Genomic DNA, 1,532 nt, shown 5'->3' with positions numbered 1-1,532 from the left:
CTTCATATTGACGCACGGACCAATCACCTCCTGTGGACTAGGAAACGGCCATGGACTTTCCATGGCAGGAGGGTTCGTTGCGTCAGCAACCCGCCAAGGCTACATGAGCGGGTGGTGACCAGCGAAATCGATGCCTGCCGCGGGTGTACCCGGGTGATCGGGACACCGCCGCATAATGTGGTCGCCATGACCACAGTCGGCCCGCGGCAGCGCGCAGCACGACGCGGCGCGACGTGGGCCGCTGCCTTGAGCATCTTCGTGATGCTGCTGTGTGGCCTCACTCTCGCGCTGGCCTATGCCAACAAGGCCCGGTGCGCGGGCGGCGCGATCGATGAATCCGGTCGCAGTCTGGTATTCGAGGAGCGCAAGGATTCGGATGTCTGCTATTCCGACATCCAATTCCTGTGGCTCGGCCGCGATATCGACAATCACGTCTTCCCGTACGTGGACGGCGCGATCACCGAAGACGGTGCGCTGACCGGCGGCGCGGTGGAATACCCGGTGCTCAGCGGCGTGCTGATGTGGGCGGGCGCCATCGGGGTGGACAACGACGCCGACTTCCTGTGGCACTCGGCGCTGCTGCTCGCGCCGTTCGCCCTGCTCACAGCATGGATGCTGGCCAGGCTCGCCGGCCCGGCGGCGCTGCTGTGGGCGATCGGCCCGCCGCTGGTGTTCTACGCCTTCCACAACTGGGAACTGCCGGTGGTGTGCACGGCGGTGGCGGCGGTCTATGTGATGACGATGCTGACCGGCCTGTCGGTGCGCACCCGCGGAATCATCGCCGCGGTGCTGCTCGCGCTGGGTTTCTGTCTCAAGCTCTATCCGGGAATCTTCGTGCTGCCGCTCGCGGTGTTCGTGCTCACCGAGGGGGCACCGCGCGGTCGTCGCCCGATCGGTGAGCTGGACGTGGCGGGTGCCGCGCAGACTCTGCTGGCCGCGATGGGCACGGTGGCGGCCGTGAATCTGCCGTTCGTGCTGGCCGGGGTGGAGGGCTGGCGCGCCTCGATCACGTTCCAGCAGCTGCGGCAGGCCGACATCACCACCAACTCGATCTGGTACTGGGGTCACCAGCTGATCTTCGGCCGCGCGGCGGAAACGACCCAGACCTGGCACGACGCGGTCGCGATCGCTTCGCCCGTCTTGATCTTCGGCGGATTCGCGCTGGCCCTGTGGCTGGGCTGGCGGCGCTGGACCCCCACTTCGGCGTATCCGTGGGTCGGCGTGAGCGCGGCGATGCTGGCCGCTTTCATGCTGTTCCACAAGGTGCATTCACCCCAGTACACCCTGTGGATAATTCCGTTCCTGGTGTTGCTGGAGGTGCCGTGGTCGCTGGTCGCGGCCTACCTGGTGGCCGACGCGGCGGTGGGCGTCGGGGTGTTCCGGTACTTCGCCGCGCTGGGCGAGGGCGAGGGCGTCGAGTTGATGGAAGGGATCGTCCAGTTCGGCGTGTGGTTGCGCACCGCGCTGTTGATCACCCTGTTCTTCCTCTTCCTGCGGGCGAGGGTGCGCGGCCCGCGCGTCGAACCGAGCAC

1 protein-coding gene is annotated in these 1,532 nt (G+C 67.0%); it reads left to right on the top strand.

What is annotated here, in order from left to right; genetic code table 11:
* Positions 1 to 186: 186 nt before the first annotated feature.
* Positions 187 to 1,532, top strand: a 1,346-nt coding sequence (locus ACFWF3_RS35600; protein WP_379318532.1) for a hypothetical protein, incomplete at its 3' end; no start/stop codon positions are given.

The sequence above is a fragment of the Nocardia sp. NPDC060220 genome, from assembly GCF_042727815.1.
In the GTDB taxonomy this organism is placed as follows: Bacteria; Actinomycetota; Actinomycetes; order Mycobacteriales; family Mycobacteriaceae; genus Nocardia.
This window is presented reverse-complemented; position numbering and strand designations above follow the sequence as displayed.